Source organism: Bacillus sp. THAF10, from assembly GCF_009363695.1.
In the GTDB taxonomy this organism is placed as follows: Bacteria; Bacillota; Bacilli; order Bacillales; family Bacillaceae_I; genus Sutcliffiella_A.
Genome location: NZ_CP045403.1, coordinates 910,861 through 925,558, shown reverse-complemented (window position 1 = coordinate 925,558; position 14,698 = coordinate 910,861). Strand labels below are relative to the sequence as shown.

14 protein-coding genes are annotated in these 14,698 nt (G+C 40.4%); 4 read left to right on the top strand and 10 right to left on the bottom strand.

Features of this window, described 5'->3' with window-relative positions:
- Positions 1-17: 17 nt before the first annotated feature.
- The 5 genes from nhaC to FIU87_RS04905 form a co-directional block, all read right to left on the bottom strand.
- Positions 18-1,406, bottom strand: coding sequence for a Na+/H+ antiporter NhaC (nhaC, locus tag FIU87_RS04925; protein WP_152443564.1), 1,389 nt, complete (start codon positions 1,404-1,406; stop codon positions 18-20).
- A 664-nt stretch (positions 1,407-2,070) separates the two neighbouring features.
- Positions 2,071-2,697 carry a metal-dependent hydrolase gene (locus tag FIU87_RS04920; RefSeq protein ID WP_152443563.1) on the bottom strand — a complete coding sequence of 209 codons (627 nt, stop codon included), beginning with the start codon at positions 2,695-2,697 and terminating at the stop codon, positions 2,071-2,073.
- A 56-nt stretch (positions 2,698-2,753) separates the two neighbouring features.
- Entirely contained in the window at positions 2,754-3,497 is a 744-nt protein-coding gene (locus FIU87_RS04915) for a DUF2161 domain-containing phosphodiesterase (RefSeq protein ID WP_152443562.1), read from the bottom strand.
- 24 nt (positions 3,498-3,521) lie between these two features.
- Complete coding sequence (locus tag FIU87_RS04910) at positions 3,522-6,617, bottom strand: DEAD/DEAH box helicase (protein ID WP_152443561.1); 3,096 nt, start codon at positions 6,615-6,617, stop codon at positions 3,522-3,524.
- A gap of 93 nt (positions 6,618-6,710) precedes the next feature.
- On the bottom strand, positions 6,711-7,199 hold the full coding sequence (locus FIU87_RS04905; protein ID WP_152443560.1) for a hypothetical protein: 489 nt from the start codon (positions 7,197-7,199) through the stop codon (positions 6,711-6,713).
- Positions 7,200-7,284: 85 nt separating this feature from the next.
- Between FIU87_RS04905 and FIU87_RS04900 the strand changes: the two genes are divergently transcribed.
- On the top strand, positions 7,285-7,878 hold the full coding sequence (locus FIU87_RS04900; protein WP_152443559.1) for a vWA domain-containing protein: 594 nt from the start codon (positions 7,285-7,287) through the stop codon (positions 7,876-7,878).
- Between the two features lie 53 nt (positions 7,879-7,931).
- Here the strand turns inward: FIU87_RS04900 and FIU87_RS04895 are convergent, their stop codons facing one another.
- Positions 7,932-9,434, bottom strand: a complete 1,503-nt coding sequence (locus FIU87_RS04895; RefSeq protein ID WP_152443558.1) for an amidase — start codon at positions 9,432-9,434, stop codon at positions 7,932-7,934.
- A gap of 157 nt (positions 9,435-9,591) precedes the next feature.
- On the opposite strand from FIU87_RS04895, the gene FIU87_RS04890 reads away from it, so the two are divergent.
- Together FIU87_RS04890 and FIU87_RS04885 are read left to right on the top strand one after the other, a co-directional pair.
- Positions 9,592-11,016, top strand: coding sequence for a hypothetical protein (locus FIU87_RS04890; protein ID WP_152443557.1), 1,425 nt, complete (start codon positions 9,592-9,594; stop codon positions 11,014-11,016).
- Positions 11,017-11,234: 218 nt separating this feature from the next.
- Positions 11,235-11,645, top strand: a complete 411-nt coding sequence (locus FIU87_RS04885) for a sporulation protein (protein ID WP_253905515.1) — start codon at positions 11,235-11,237, stop codon at positions 11,643-11,645.
- 54 nt (positions 11,646-11,699) lie between these two features.
- On the opposite strand, the gene FIU87_RS04880 is transcribed toward FIU87_RS04885, so the two are convergent.
- The 4 genes from FIU87_RS04880 to FIU87_RS04865 all read right to left on the bottom strand — a co-directional run bounded on the left by FIU87_RS04880 (position 11,700) and on the right by FIU87_RS04865 (position 14,255).
- Positions 11,700-12,332: a lysoplasmalogenase gene (locus tag FIU87_RS04880; protein ID WP_172970958.1), complete on the bottom strand. Its 633-nt coding sequence runs from the start codon at positions 12,330-12,332 to the stop codon at positions 11,700-11,702.
- 111 nt (positions 12,333-12,443) lie between these two features.
- On the bottom strand, positions 12,444-12,896 hold the full coding sequence (locus tag FIU87_RS04875; RefSeq protein ID WP_152443555.1) for a flavodoxin: 453 nt from the start codon (positions 12,894-12,896) through the stop codon (positions 12,444-12,446).
- A gap of 14 nt (positions 12,897-12,910) precedes the next feature.
- Complete coding sequence (locus tag FIU87_RS21210) at positions 12,911-13,798, bottom strand: hypothetical protein (protein WP_216647550.1); 888 nt, start codon at positions 13,796-13,798, stop codon at positions 12,911-12,913.
- Complete coding sequence (locus tag FIU87_RS04865; RefSeq protein ID WP_152446415.1) at positions 13,788-14,255, bottom strand: flavodoxin; 468 nt, start codon at positions 14,253-14,255, stop codon at positions 13,788-13,790. The genes FIU87_RS21210 and FIU87_RS04865 overlap by 11 nt, the downstream gene beginning before the upstream one ends.
- Positions 14,256-14,428: 173 nt before the next feature.
- Here FIU87_RS04865 and FIU87_RS04860 point away from each other — a divergent pair, with 173 nt between their 5' ends.
- Positions 14,429-14,662, top strand: a complete 234-nt coding sequence (locus FIU87_RS04860; RefSeq protein ID WP_152446414.1) for a group-specific protein — start codon at positions 14,429-14,431, stop codon at positions 14,660-14,662.
- Positions 14,663-14,698: the final 36 nt, after the last annotated feature.

Here is a 14,698-nt window from a genome sequence, read left to right as displayed (position 1 = left end):
GCAGTCCGGCGCTTTTTTTACGTTCTTTTTTCTATACTAATCCCAGTAAATCCATAAAACAAGCTCAATAATGGACTAACTAAGCAAAATAAGGCGAATGGCAGATAATCTAAAACTGGAACACCAAGTGTACTTGCCATAAAAGCTCCACTTACTCCGTAAGGAATTAGCGGGTTGATAACTGTTCCTGCATCCTCCAACACCCTCGCAAGATTTTTCCTCTCGATTCCTTGCTTATCAAATTCGGACTCAAACGCCTGTCCTGTCAAAATGATGGACATATATTGCTCTCCTATCGTGATATTGACGCCAATTGCTGTAAAAACAGTGGCAAGGAAAAGTCTTCCTGTGGAAACAAGCAAAGAACGAATGGCATCAAGTAAACTCTCCATCACTTTCAGCTGTTGAATCAGCCCGCCCATACTTAGTGTTAGAAGCACTAATGATACGGACCACATCATTTTTTGAATTCCACCTTGTGTGAGAATGCTATCCACTGCTTCATTCCCTGTTTGCCCTTGGTACCCATTTTGCATCACACCCATAAGCTCAGAGACACTAACACTAGGGTGCAGGATGAAGACCATAATTGCCCCTGCGATGATGCCAATTAGCATAACAAAAATAGCTGGAATTCGCTTGAGTGCTGCCGTAAACATAAGGACAGCAGGCAACAATGCCCAAATACTAACCATCCTCTCTTCCTTTAACACCATCGGAAGCTCAGAAAATCCCCCAGTTCCTCCGGTATTTTCACCATTTCCAATAAAGCTAAAAAACACAAGACAGATAACTGCCGCAGGAATGGTTGTCCAAAGCATATGACGAATATGTTCAAACAAGTCCACTTTACTGACTGCAGAAGCAATGTTCGTTGTATCTGAAAGTGGAGACATTTTATCTCCTAATAGTGCACCTGAAATGATGGCACCAGCAACAATTGCAGGATTAAAGCCCATTCCAGATCCAAGTGCAATGAAGGCTACTCCAACCGTGGCTGCAGTTGTAAAGGAACTTCCGATACAAATTCCTATGATTGCTGTGATTATAAACACACTAGGAAGAAAGAATGAAACAGACATTAGCTGTCCACCGTAGTAAACTAGGGTCGGAATAGTACCAGATTGCATCCATACAGCAATGAGAATGCCAATTAAGAGAAATAAAAAGATTGGAATAAGTCCTTCTTTCAACCCATTTCTAATTCCACTTTCAATAAATGTCCAAGAATGCCTTTTAATGACCGAATAGCCAATCAACACCACGATACTTGCGAAAATGGGGATATGTGGCTCTGCCTTGAAAATAAATAGGGACACAGAGATGATGGCGATAATACTTAGCACCAAACCTAATGCTGCACCCCTGCCAATTTGTATTGTTTGATTATTTGTATGCTCCTTCATGTTGAACCCTCCACCTAAACAATTGCATTACTGTTAATTTGCAGAACAAAAGCGCAATGCGCCCGTTTTGCGACGTACAAACTGGACTGAGCCGTATGAGATAAAGAAAACACGAAGAGCGTAAGCGATTCGATGTTGCCTTATCGTAAGGAGGCGAGGGAAGTTTGCTAGTCGCTGGCGCATGGAGCTGGACGCTGCTACTTTTGTTCCAGATATCCACAGACATATTTTTTATTATTTCCTAAACACCCAAAAAAGCTTCTTCATCCCAACAAGGGACGAAGAAGCTCCGCGGTACCACCCTACTTAGCAAAAGTAACTTTTGCTCACTCATCTGTTTCGATAGCCTTTACTGTGTATTGTACTTCATCCTTCATTCTGCCTGGATTTTCACCAACCATCCAGTCTCTTAAACTTGCAGCAATGGGGATTACTAGATACAAAGCTATCCTTCTATTTATTTACTATGCTCTACTCAGCTCGAAAACGAATTCGCTAACACACTTAAACGCTTAAACGCTTTTAGGTGTTAAAGTGTTGTTCTTAGAATAATACACTTTCAGATAGTTGTCAAGGGGACATATTTATATTCCAATCTTTCTACCTTTCTTAGCCAAAAAGCACGATTGCAACTCATACTATGTGTAGGAGATAGTGTTAATAGCTAAAATTCTTTTGATGATAAAGGCAAGAAAAGCTTGATCCCCTTTTTATTTACAGGAAGAAGCTTCATATCCATTAGAAGATGAGAAACAAAGCCTAACAAACATGCGTAAAATACACCTGAAATGGCTAAGGATTGTTCCAACTCGATTGCAATAAATGCAAAAAATACTGCCCCTAACAACGAATGAGTATAGCTTCGGTGGGAAACAATTGAAGCTACCATGATAAACACACCAAAGAGAATCATCCATTTCTCAGATAAAGAAAAACCACCAATCAAAACGCCAAGTCCAGTGATGGTCAGCATATGTTTTTGTTTAATAAAGGTAGAAAATATCAGCATTAATGCCCCAATTCCAACTCCTCGAAGCTTTTCTTGTAGTGTACCTTCATATAAGCTGTAAATAATTAACATCACCCCTATAACTTGCGCAATAAATTTTGTTACCTTGTGTGACAAGGTAATCTTCCCGCGTAAAGTACCATCAATATCTAAATCCGGAGCTAAGGCGGAAATTACTCCTAAGCCAATTAAGATTAAAGTAGTATCTGGCGTCGCCTCAAGAAAATTCGCAACGGCAAATCCACATGCTGCCCCACTTCCTGCATGAACAGTGCCATTCATGATGTATCACCTCTAAAGTTGTTTAGTTGTTTAATAGAAAAGGAGACTTTTCCATGTTAGATGGTGGAAAAGTCTCCCTCACTATCTAGTTTTGCTTTAAAAAACTCAACAAGCTCAGGAAACTGTTGCAATTCCTGTTTGCCTTTTTCGCTAATCTTATATTTACCTCGACTAACCCGCTCAAACCATCTATAGTAGTTTTTCGTTAAAATGGTGGAAGTTTTTTCTCCTGTTCCAAGCTCCCTTAATTGCTTTGGTGATAGGACCTCGAAAGTATCTAGATAACAAGCAATTTGTACACAGCTTTCCTTGTAGGCAGTCATAATTTTCACGCGATTACTGCCACCTAAATTGGAATCCGAGCTTCGGCCATTCATTTCCTTCAGCAACGCCTCTCGCTTTCTTTTATTTTGCTGCATACTCCGATGACGGTCGAAGGGTAAGGGATGACAAACAATTTCCATCGTTTTTCTTTTTCCACTGATCGATACAATAATTAAGCCAAGCTCCAAACGCTTTATCAGGTGACATAAATCGGTCCAGCGCTTGGAGCGTCGATTAAAAGAGGGCTTCGGTATGGCGATGTAAACTAGGTCTGTTAGCTTTTGCCGTTTGGTTGCCTGAATGAGGAGTTGCACATTCAACGTCAGCTTCAACTCCACAACAACGAGAGTCTCGCCTTTTTTCATGGCAATGTCACAATCCTTTACTTCTCCATATACCTCATAGCCCTCTTTTACGAAAAAGCGTTGAATAGGCTTATACAAATCCACTTCATATAGTTTTTCCTTTGCTGGCATGGTTACAGCATTCCCCCACCTTTCTTAAATCGAGAGTATATCTCGGATGTCTTCCTCTGTTAAAGAAGAAGCAATCCTCTCGTCAGGATTCATTATCTCTTCGATTAGATGTCTCTTTTTCTCTTGAAGCTCATTCATCTTCTCCTCAACTGTACCTCTTGTCACTAATCGGATTACCTCCACTTTATTTTTTTGCCCCATCCTGTGCGCTCGGTCAGCCGCTTGTTCCTCCACGGCAGGATTCCACCAAAGGTCGTATAAGATAACGGTATCTGCTCCGGTAAGGTTTAATCCTGTTCCTCCTGCTTTTAAGGAAATGAGAAAAAAGTTATTCTCCCCTGCATTGAAGCGTTCACAAAGTTCCACTCTTTCCATTGATGGCGTTTGACCATCTAAGTAAAAGTAAGGCAGCCCTTGATACATTAATTCCTTCCCTATCAACTCGAGCATTTTTGTAAATTGAGAAAAAATCAACACACGTCTACCAGAACGTTGCGCCTCCTCTACTAGTTCTAACAATAATTCGAACTTTGCAGATTTCCCGTTGTATTCATTTACAAACAGCGTCGGATGGCAGCAAATTTGGCGCAGTCTCGTAATCCCTGCTAAGATTCTAATCTTATTTTTCCTGAGGGTATCCTTGTTTAAATGCTTTAGGGTATCATGACGTAACTTTGCTAGATAAGCTGCATACAACTTCTTCTGTTCTGGCAAAAGCTCGACGGTTTCCATGCTTTCCTGCTTTTGTGGCAGTTCCGATAAAACATCTTCCTTCACTCTTCTTAGCATAAATGGCCGAATTCTGCGGGCGATTGTTTTCTTTTGTAAAAAGCTATACTCCCTGTGCCCCATGAATAATTGCGGGAATACCACATGATAGATCGACCACAGCTCCTCAAGGGCATTTTCTACTGGCGTTCCCGTTAGCGCAAACTTGTGATCGGCTTCGAGTCGTTTGACCGTTCTTGCTGTTTGCGTTAGGGGATTCTTAAAGGCTTGTGCCTCATCAAAGAAAACAGTGTGAAAAACCTTTGCACTATAGGAGGAACTATCCCTTCTTAAAGCTGGGTACGAGGTGATGAGCACATCAACGTCCCTCCAACGCTTTAAGACCGCCTCCCGCTCGTTACGAGATCCGTCCACCACTCCTGCCACTATTTCTGGGGTGAATTTCTTGATCTCACTTAGCCAATTATAGGTTAAGGAAGATGGACAAACGATCAGCACTGGCGATTGAAGATGACGAATCATTTCTAGCTCTGATTTTATGTATGCAATACTTTGAATGGTTTTTCCTAGCCCCATATCATCTGCTAGAATCCCGCCAAATCCGTAGGTCGCTAACGTTTTCAGCCATTGATACCCTTGCTTTTGATAATCACGTAAAACATCCTTCAAGCTTTCTGGCACGGGATACCTCTCAGGATCAGGGTGTTTAATTTGTTCCAGAAACTCTATAAAAGAGTCCTCCAAGTTAAACACTGCTTCTCCGCCAAAGGTGTCGATAAATCGAAATCCATCCACTATGGGCATATTTAATCCTTGTTCAAGGTCCTCTTGCTGAATGGGAGCTTCTTTTAAAAATCGCTGAATTTCTTCAAACTCCCTCGTTTCTAAAGAAAACAGCGTCCCATTCCGCATGCGAAAATACCGTTTCTTTTCCTCTAGGGCTGCCAAAAGCTCACGGATTTCAATATCCTTGATTCCGTCCATCTCAAATTTAAACTCGAGCCAATTGGTCCGTTCTTTTTTTACTCTGACACTAATACTCGGCTTTGAAGCTTCACGAAAAATACGATTCCTTATAGCGGTTGTTGCGTAAACATGAACAAATTTCTCGAGCTTTGGAAACACATGATACAAGAAATGATACTCTAATTCTTCATTGTGGAGATAAAAGCCCTGTTCCGATTTGGCAAACTTACTTTCTTCAAGGAGGTCGAGAATCTGATTCTCTTTCTCCCTCTCTCTCATGACCATAACACTTTCCGCTCTTTGGTCTAAAGGATTTATCACAATCTGATCATATTTGAATTCAAGCGATGCTAAGAGTCTGTCCTTCACTCTGTCTATGTAAAATTTCGCGACTAAAGGGGTTTTGGAGAAGCGACTCGTGACAGATGGATCCAATGTGACCGTACCTAAACTTCTTAATCCCGGAATAACCTTTTCCATAAAAAGAATGGCCTGTTCTTCAGGAATTGGAATTTCGCTTGTCTTGGAATGATCGATCATTCGCTTTAGCTCAGCTAGTCTCTTAGTGTCATCAGCTGAAAAAAGCACCAGCTCTGTATCTGTTAGTGCTGCATGGTACGATGGAAACACCGTCATCTTTCTCAAACCGTCTACTTTTAACACATATCCTTTTGCGGTTTTTCTTTCAAAGTGAAAGCGGAGGTCTAGGTGCTGTTCCGATATTTTTAAAGGGATATTGTTGATGGTTGCGTCGTCCACTTTATGCAATAACCTTACCAAGGATGAAAACGCAAATGGTGGGATAACCAAAGCGTGTTTTTCTTCATTAGTAGTTTGCCCCTCTTGTAAAACAATGGAAACCAACTCTTGAACTACCTCATTTTCTACTTGTTTGAAGCATTGAGTTGTGGCATCAAATTGCTCGTATGGAGTACCAGTACTGATAGCAAATAGCAGCTCTCGGATATCTCTTACCTGCTTCCCGTTGAGTGATAATGTTAATGTTAACAATGAATTCGGTTGTGCTATCTGCAATTGAAAAGACAATTCCATGAGAGTTCGGTGTTCAAAATGCTTTTGATGTCCAGTTGCAGGCGCTCCTCTGGCAAAAAGATGAAACACTTCCTCTGATAATGTCGAGCTTTTTTCTTCCTTAAGCAATGTATGTAAAACAGCAGCAACATGCTGACAATCATTTTTTACTGATGCAAGCTTTGGGCAGCTGCAATACGCTTCAAAGTCTTCCTCGGCCATCGCGTGCAGCACCACCTCAAAGTCCTCTACCCCTGATACCATTGCCTCACATTTTTTTTCATCTCTATATTGAATGGTGACCTTTCCTTTTCGGTAGAATTCCTCGCCCTTTTTAAAGGAAACAGACCCACAACGCTCTTTCATTATTTTCTCGTTTAATTGAATGTCCAATGGGCCCGCCCCTTTCTCATTTACCCTATTTTATCATAGTTTTTATTTAAAAATAAAAACACAGCCCGTAGTAAAACAAGCTGCGCTCCCTTCTTATTGGACAACTCCCAAAGGCTTTAAATGAAACCGATCCAAATATTCATTCACCTTATTAAGGCTATAAATCTCTCTTTCTAGAAAAAAGCGAACCACCAGATCATATGTTTCACTCTCAGATAAGGAAAATCCGCCAGAATCCAATAATTCCTCCGCCTCATCTACGGTTAACTCCAGTGCAAATGACAGGGCAATGACCGTGGTTTTCTTTGGTTTGTAATCCTTGATGGAACGAATTTTAGAAAAATGCTTGCGGTCGATGCCAGCTCTCTTATACACCTCTGCATCTGTAAATCCCTTCTCATCAATATATTGGAAAAGTATTTGCTTTAGGGAGGGCCTTCTCTTTTCGTTGATATATTCCTCTAGCCCTATCATTTCAGATTGTTTTAGCACAGGATCGCTCATTATCATTTCGCTTAAAATAAGGCTCTGATGAAGTTGAACGTATTCCTGTAGCTCCTGCCACAATTGATTATCCATCATTTCTTCTCCTCCAAATGTCGCTTTCTAGGCGACCATCTACTGGAAATAGTTAGTTATTATTATAGCATGAAGGAGGATGATAAATATGAACAAAAATTTAACGGAGATTGTATTTTTACTAGATAGGAGCGGCTCGATGTCTGGGCTCGAAAAGGACACCATCGGGGGTTTTAACTCCTTTATAGAAAGACAGTGTCAGGAAGAAGGCGAGGTAAAACTAACAACTGTTCTTTTTGATGATAACGTAGAGGTTTTATGGGATGGAGTGGATGCTAAGCGTGTTAGCTTAACCAGAAATGAATATTTCGTTAGAGGCTGCACCGCATTGTTAGATGCCATAGGAAAAACAATTCTTGATGTTGGCATCCGCTTGTCTAACACCCCAGAAGGAGAACGGCCTAGAAATATCATCTTTGTCATTACAACTGACGGAATGGAAAATTCAAGCCAGGAATTTACTTATGAAAAAATAAACTCTCTCATTCATCATCAAGCGGAAAAATACAACTGGCAATTTCTCTTTATGGGGGCTAATATTGATGTCGCAAAAGAAGCAGAAAATTTGGGTATCAAACAAGAACAGGCATTTCAATTTGAAGCTACTGATGTTGGTGTGGAAAAAATGTATGAATCTGTTTGTGAGATGGTGTTAGAAAAAAGGAATACAATGAACGAATAAGTGGGTAAAAATAGGCAGGTAACCAGTTTATTATCTGATTTCCTGCCTATCTACTAAGCTTTTATTCCCTGATGAAGTGCTTTTGTACCTTCCCAAACATCAGATTCCTCTAGTTGTTTTGCAAGCTGTAGCAGTATATCTTCTTTTCCTCGGGCAGCCATGAATTGTGTACCTACAGGGAGCCCATTTGATGTTACATGTACAGGAACCGACATCGCAGGTTGGCCGGTAAGGTTGGCAAGTTGTGTGAAAGGTACTCTTTTCAAGCTTTCATCAACGAGCTGCTCCACAATCCCTATTTTTTTCAAAAGAGTAGCGGATCCTAATTTTCCTGTCACCTGCAAGGCAATAGCTTCTAACCTTTTTAATTTATGCTCCCCAATTTTTGCAGGTGGACAAGCAGTAGTTGGCGTGACATATAAATCATAGGTTTCATGGAATTCTTCCATCAGATAGGCAGCAATATCCCATTCCCTTAAACTGAGTACAAATTCCTGTGCGGTCATTGATTTCCCGAGCATTCCAAGCAACCAGGTAGCTGGTTCGACCTCTTGGCTGGTTACTTTTTTCCCTTGTTCCTTCTCTATCATGGCAAGCATGGCACTCACTTCACCAAAATAAAGTGATAAGTAACTGCTGGCAATTTTCCTACCATCTACAGGTGCGTCGACTTCTTCCACATGATGACCCATCGACTCTAGCATTCTTATCGTCTTATACACTGCTTCCCTACATTCCTCATCCACGTCTGTACCAATTGGCGATTTGGTGGAAAAAGCAATACGCAACTTTTTGTTTATCGGTTCGCTCATTTTTTCTAAGTAGCTTCCGTCAAAAGAAACACAGGTATATGCTGCTCCTTTTTCAGCACCTTGTAAAACATCGAGCATGGCAGCACTATCCCTAACAGAACGACTAACAATATGTTCCACTGCTGCCCCTTGCCAGAACCGTCCGAGCTTTGGCCCAACGGGAGTTCTACCTCTTGTTGGCTTAAGTCCAAATAAACCGCAATAGGCTGCAGGAATACGAATGGAGCCTCCGCCATCATTGGCACCAGCAATAGGAACCATCCCCGAAGCTACCGCAGCGCAAGATCCACCGCTTGAACCTCCTGGAGTGTAGTCACGGTTCCATGGATTCCTCGTTGGACCATAATGGATGGGTTCTGTAATAGCCATTAGTCCAAATTCAGGCACATTCGTTTGACCTAAGAATAAAACTCCGCTCTTTCGAAGCCTTTTCACATATTCCGAATCACAGCTTGCCCGATAATTCTGCAACGCTTTAGAGCCTAAGGATTTCACTTCTCCTTTCATTTCTTGAGATATATCCTTTAATAGCATCGGTACCCCTGCAAATACACCTTCACTATCGAGCGAGGAAGCTAGTCTTGCTTTTTCATATCTCGTATAAATAACTGCATTTAGGTTGGGATTTTGCGTTTCAATTTCACTTATGGCAGCATCTAACAACTCTGAGGAAGTAACCTGCTTTGTTTTAATCAATTCCGCAAGCCCCAGTCCATCATATTGGATGTATTCCTGCTTGTTCATATTTATCACCTCCCTACATATTATTCGCCACTCCGATACGATAACCCTATTCTTTTCTTGATGTTACACCAATGCCTATCTTTTCACATAGGCTGTAATACACCATATTGTGTGTAAGCATTATAGGCTCTTTGCCTTAAAAAGGGGTTTTGTAAAAATGGAATTAACAGCTGCACATTGGATGTATTTGGTCGGTACGCTTGTTATAATCCTTACCATGCTTTTTAGACAGAATGTCGTTGTACCTGCAGTAATTGTAACGTTTTTAGTAGGGTGGATTTTTAGTGGTTCCTTTATTTTTGGGCTTCAGACAATCTTTACGGCGAGCTTAGTTGCTGCAGGTGAGTTATTTAATATCTTCCTCATCATCGCTATCATGACAGCCTTGCTTCATTCACTAAAAGCTCTTGGAACAGATGAACAAATGATCACACCTTTTCAACGAATTATGAAAAACGGTCATATTTCCTTTTGGGTTATTGTTTTTGTTACCTATGCCATATCCTTATTTTTCTGGCCAACACCTGCCGTTCCTCTAGTAGGAGCACTTCTAATTCCAGTAGCTATTAGAGCTGGTCTTCCACCAATTGGAGCCGCCATTGCCATCTCACTTGCAGGGCAAGGTATGGCATTATCCTCAGATTATATAATTCAAATTGCCCCATCACTAACTGCCACAGCAGCAGCGGTTGATATTTCTGCAGTTGCAGATCGCGGCTTTATTCTATCTCTCATTACTGGATTAGTTGCCATTACCCTGGCATATATGTCTATTCGAAAGCTTATCTCTCGCCCTTCAAGCGAACATCTTGTTGCTTGGAATCAACGAGATAACGCAGCGACAGCGGAGGAAAGTACGCTTGAAACGGTCCAAAAAAGTAAATACAGCTCTATTTTTGCCATTGTCGTTCCTGTAACCTTTCTCGCCATTATTCTTTATATGATTCTTGCAAAATTTTCTGATGTTCTCCCACAAATGGAGGGTGGAGCAGGAGCAGCATTAATTGGAGGAGCTTCCGTTGTTTTACTTATCGCGGCTTCTTTCTTTCGGAACGCACGCCAATCTCTCCAACATGTCAGTGACGATATAGTAAAAGGGTTCGTATTTGCTTTTAAAGCAATGGGGACTGTCATTCCAATAGCTGGATTCTTCTTTATCGGGAGTGGCGAACTTGCTGCAAAGATTCTTGGTTCCTCATCAGAGAGTACCCCATCCTTTTTATTTGACCTAATATTAGCAGGACAGTCCTATATACCTGAGAGTGCTTTTGTTGCTGGCTTCGGCATATTGTTGATTGGCATGATTACTGGTTTAGATGGATCTGGTTTTTCAGGCTTACCTTTAGTTGGAGCTCTTTCAGGGGCACTTGGGGATAGTGTAGGTGTGGATAGTGCTACGCTTAGTGCAATCGGACAAATGGGCGCCATTTGGGTTGGAGGAGGGACACTTATTGCCTGGTCATCTCTTGTTGCTGTCGCTGGCTTTGCAAAAGTACCGGTGATGGAACTAGTTCGCAAAAGCTTTATTCCAGTTGTAACAGGCTTGATAATCTCTACCATTTTCGGACTGTGGTTCTTTTAGGTAAGCTCTTTTCTTAAGGCTGTTTTCGTAAACTTTGTTGCTACTGCGTAAAGATAAGACAAACGTAATCAACGTTGCGGTCGTGCTCTTTAAAAGATTGTTGGAAAAAACCTTCGTCGAAAATGAGATGAAGGTTTTTTCATTTAGGTGAAACCTTTACCTCCATTCCTCGTATTTATAATATATATACAATTAATTTTGTCTTTGTTGGAGGATTTATGATGATAAAAAAAATGATGAGTCTCTTAAAAATTGGTTCTCCTCGAGTAGACTTAGTTTTGAAAAAACACAAATTGAAGCGTGGCGAAAGCGTGACAGGCGCCTTTTATATTGAGGGTGGATGGGTAAAACAAAATATTAGGCGGTTGGAGTGTGATCTGGTAAAGGTATTTCAAGGAGAAGTTGTGGAAACCGTCGATGCAGTAACTACTATTCTTATGTCTCACGATATCGATGCAGAGGGAAAAACAGAGTTTCCTTTCAGCTATCAACTTCCTGTTCATCTCGAGCCGACTAACGATTTTATCACCTATCGCCTCAACACAAGATTGATTTTAGAAGATGATATGAACACCTTCGATCATGACGAAATTGTTATATTAAAACAAAAACAAAAAGTAAAGAAATAAGGCCTGACTCTTTTTGAAGAGCAGGCCTTTACAATATATAAAAGATAGAAATTATTAGCTAATAGTCAATGATAAAGCAAACAAATATTGTGCCAAAAAATAAGTGCTCATGACCAGATTGTCTCTATACTTCAATGGGTGTACAAATCTATCCCAAGCAAGCGTAGCATCAGATAGGAAAAAGAGTACTGCAGCTATAATTAAAAGGCTTTCTCCTGTGCTAACAGCTGTTACTACCATAGCACTGATTAGTACAACATAAAAAACCACTGCAGTAAGTAACTTTCCTCCACCTTGCTTCAGCACCCCTGGTGTTAACACTTTTATAAAAAGAACTGCTGATAGCACCAATACAACTATCACCACAATGTTTAACGTAAGTGGAGCTTTCTGTATAAAACCTATCACATAGCATACATGTGCGATAAGGAAGGCAATCAATCCAAATAAAAAACGATTCTTTGGAAGCATTAGAAATATATCTCCAACTAGGGAGAATAATAATCCGATCAGAATCCACCATCCGAAAGCTGGAGGCTCAAATGGAGCTCCCCAGAGTGCCAAAGCGATGATAAAAACCATCGTACCTGGCTTTAGAGTATAAATCCATCTTGTCTTTCTTTTTGAAACTGCCCATAAATAAGTGAGAGCTGAAAAAGCAACCAGGATAGAAAAAAAGATTAACATGAGCTCAACCTCCATTGCTAGTAATGCTAAGGAATTATTTTCAACAACCATGCTGTAAAATCCTTCATAAAAAAACCGCCTTTCCTATGAAAGACGGTACGGTTTCATCAGCTACGCAGATTGTTTCAGTTTAATCATGACGTCAGCAACAAATTTACTAATTTCTTCCTCATCCTCTGGCTCAGGATTAAATTCTATTTTCAGAGGGGAATTGATCACGGTACCTCCTCTATTTTCAATAAGCTCCAGCAAAAGATCTAAAGCTCCGCAAAAATCTGGATAAGAAGTATCTCCAGAGCCGAAAATCGCGAAAGAGTGTCCATTCAAATCCATCTCCTCTAATTCATCAACAATATCAAGACACTCATCTGGATACTCTCCATCCCCCCAGGTATACATTCCAATAAACGTTACGTCATAGTTTAATAGCCCCTCAGCACTATCCAAGCTATGAACATCCTCTAGAACAAGCTCACATGAATAGTTTTCGAGTTTTTCTTTAATACTGTCGGCAATTGCCTCTGTGTTTCCAGACATGCTAGCATAATATATTCCGATTTTCATTATTTGTCCTCCAATCAATGAACCAATGTTGGTGTTTTATATGGATTATGAATCCATTTGCTTTCCACCGGCGAGCAAATAAAAAGCTGATCTTGGAATCCAGCACCACGAAATCCGTGTCCTTGGACAGTTTCAATGGGGATCAAGCTTTTTGTCTTTTTTTGTACTTCATAGATTCGTGAGTAGCCAAATTCATCTCTGCTTGTTGTGGCATAAAGTCTGTTATTCGCCATAAATAAATCAAGGAATGCCTTTTCTTTTATAGGCTTGTTATACTCCAACCAAACTTCGCTTCCTAGCTTGCTTCCTTCCACAGAACCCACACCTGTTTGAACATTTCCTTTTGTTATGAAAATATTACTCTCCCTATTAATAAAAACAGATGAAATCATAGAGTTTTCTTCAGACTTTACTCGTTCCAGCTTTTCCGTTTGCAAGGAGTATCTCCAAAGACCACCAGATTCTTTGTTAACCTGTGTTCCAATATAAATGTAATCTTTTTCATAAAATAAAGACCGTATTAGAGGAGGTGTCTTTAAAGAACGAAAAGGCTTGATAACAGACCAAGAGGAGCCAAAATTATAGGACACAAATAGCTTGTTCCCACCATGTGTGACAATTAGTCCATCCTTATTTCCTGTGATATCCCAAAGTCTTTGCGGGGAAGGAAAGGTCGTATGTGTCCATTTTTTCTGATAGGGATCATAGCGCAGTATCGTTCCATGATCTCCTATCCCAAAGATAAAATCCCCCAAACAGACAAGCTTATAAATACCTTGAGATAATCCATATTGAAGAAGCCATTCTCCCTCTTCAAAGGAGTAGATTCCTTCCCTTTTAACTGCTACTAGAAATGGCGTTTCTGGGGTAGAAAGCACTGCTGTCGAGCCTCTATGAAACATGCTGTATATTCCTCTCTTTCAGCCAAAAATAAAAAGACCTAGCAAACTCTTTACAAGCCATTTGCTGTTCTGTAGATTCAGGACTTAATTCCACTTTTAACAACTGATCGAAAACTTGTGCTCCATTTTCATTTAGCTTGCTAGCGAATATATCGACAGCAGCACAAAACTTCGGATAGTCATAATCTCCAGATCCAAAACAACCTGCCATTACTCCACTAAGTTTCTTGTCGCCTAATTCCTCATAAAAATCCTCTGCTTCATAAGGAAGATCTCCATCTCCCCAGGTGTAAGAACCAATAAGCACTCCTGTATATGTTAGTAGCTCTTCTGTATCAACCGTATCCAAGCATTCCATCAATACATCGCACCCTAAACTGTTTAACTCGTCATAAAGAAGGGTTGCTATATCCTCTGTATTTCCAGACATGCTTACATAACCGATAAAAACACGCATCATTAAACACCTCTAATTGAAAATCATTTTCAATGAACAACTACATTTTAGTTGATAATGATTATCAATGTCAATATAGTTAGAGGAGATTTTTTAATTTTTTGAGAAAGAATCCCCATCCTTCTCATATAATTTACTTGTATATTTCTTTTAAAGGGGGAGAGATATTTTTGATGAATAAGGATGGCTATCGTCTACGAAAAATACAAGGATTGGCACAGGAAATTATGGATGAAGTTAATCGGCATAGCATGGAAGAAGTGGACTTAGAGCTCCTGCATTTAGTAATAGATAACTTATCGCGAGCGGTGGTAGATGTGACTGATCCATCCGGCTCTTATTCCATCGATTACCTAGAACGAAAAGTATCAGATGCGCATACTTTGTTGATGAAACGGGGCTCATGAATAAAGAAAAGGACAGTACAAAGCAAACGCTGCTGC